The 1,056-nt window shown below is 46.5% G+C and carries 2 protein-coding genes; both read left to right on the top strand.

What is annotated here, in order from left to right:
• Positions 1–125 precede the first annotated feature (125 nt).
• Positions 126–557, top strand: a complete 432-nt coding sequence (locus tag HNR62_RS16065) for a DUF2513 domain-containing protein (protein ID WP_204797088.1) — start codon at positions 126–128, stop codon at positions 555–557.
• Between the two features lie 133 nt (positions 558–690).
• A complete protein-coding gene (locus tag HNR62_RS16060) occupies positions 691–966 on the top strand; it encodes a hypothetical protein (protein ID WP_239552885.1) in 276 nt (91 codons plus the stop codon).
• Positions 967–1,056 lie beyond the last annotated feature (90 nt).

Raw genomic sequence — 1,056 nt, 5'->3', positions numbered from 1 at the left:
CCAAGCGATTGGGCATTGGAGAAGTCGGCATGAATCGCTTAACAAACGCGTCAATTAGGACGCTCGCAAGCTCGCGCCTATTACGCGGGCGTTATACACCTTAGCGCGTATCTTTAGAGGACGAAATGCGAATTGATTTAGACTACGTGGCCCAATTACTAGATGTCTTCCTTGAGGCTGATACTGCCCACATTTCTGTTCCCGAGATTGAGAGTTCTGGGATAAAGATTGCCGGGGAAAGCGGGCTAGATGAAAAGTTTCTTTTCCATTTTCAGCTGGCTGCGGAAAATGGTTTGATCAGTAACCGAGACCTTCAGGTAAATGGCCTTAAGTCGCTTGGCATTACAATTGGGGCTGGAGGTGGCGTTACACTCATGTCTACTCCCATACGCCTTACACAGGCGGGTCACGATTTCGCCAGCGCTCTACAAAACAAAGAGGTGTTGGTGCGGCTCCGGTCAGAACTGAAGGATGCTCCATTCAGGGTTCTTTTTGAGGGGAGTCAGAAGCTGTTAGATCACTTCCTAAAGAAAAAACTCGATCAGCTATTGGAGTAAATTTTGTATAACAATCGCAGGCACAGCGACGGCTTTTCCATTGCGGCTTCGCCTTCATTACGAAGCCGCGCGTGCTGCGGGCGTTACTTGCCAATGGCTAAGTCATCATCGGAATCATATATAGGGAGTAATTGTGAGTCTTGTTCAAATCCATTTTGATGGTGATATAGCTGTCAACCACCAAGTAAGTATGAGAACCCTTGGTAAAACACTAACGCATTTGCAAAATTCGATGGATAGAGCCTACTTAGAGCAGCATTATGGGCAGCTATGGAAGTTTGCAAAAATGCGACAAGAGTTTTACTCAGAGGTTGAGCTGCTTGTACAAGAGCCTAAAGAAGGTGGCTATGTACTAGATTTCTTATCGTCAAACCCCGTAACCAAGGCCGTTATAAATAGAGTTTCGTAAGCGCCATTAAATCAGCACTCTTGCTTTCAGCCGGATAATATTACTGTTTTTGAGATAGCTCTGCGGCAAGCTGCCAGGGCAGCAGGGCTT

This window comes from Oceanisphaera litoralis, assembly GCF_016907015.1.
Classification (GTDB): Bacteria; Pseudomonadota; Gammaproteobacteria; order Enterobacterales; family Aeromonadaceae; genus Oceanimonas; species Oceanimonas litoralis.
The sequence above is the reverse complement of the archived record's forward strand: the minus strand, read 5'-3'. Positions and strand labels throughout refer to the sequence as shown.

Coding starts and splice junctions, on each gene's coding strand:
- HNR62_RS16065 (WP_204797088.1), top strand. CDS start 126: ATGCGAATTGATTTAGACTACGTGGCCCAATTACTAGATGTCTTCCTT.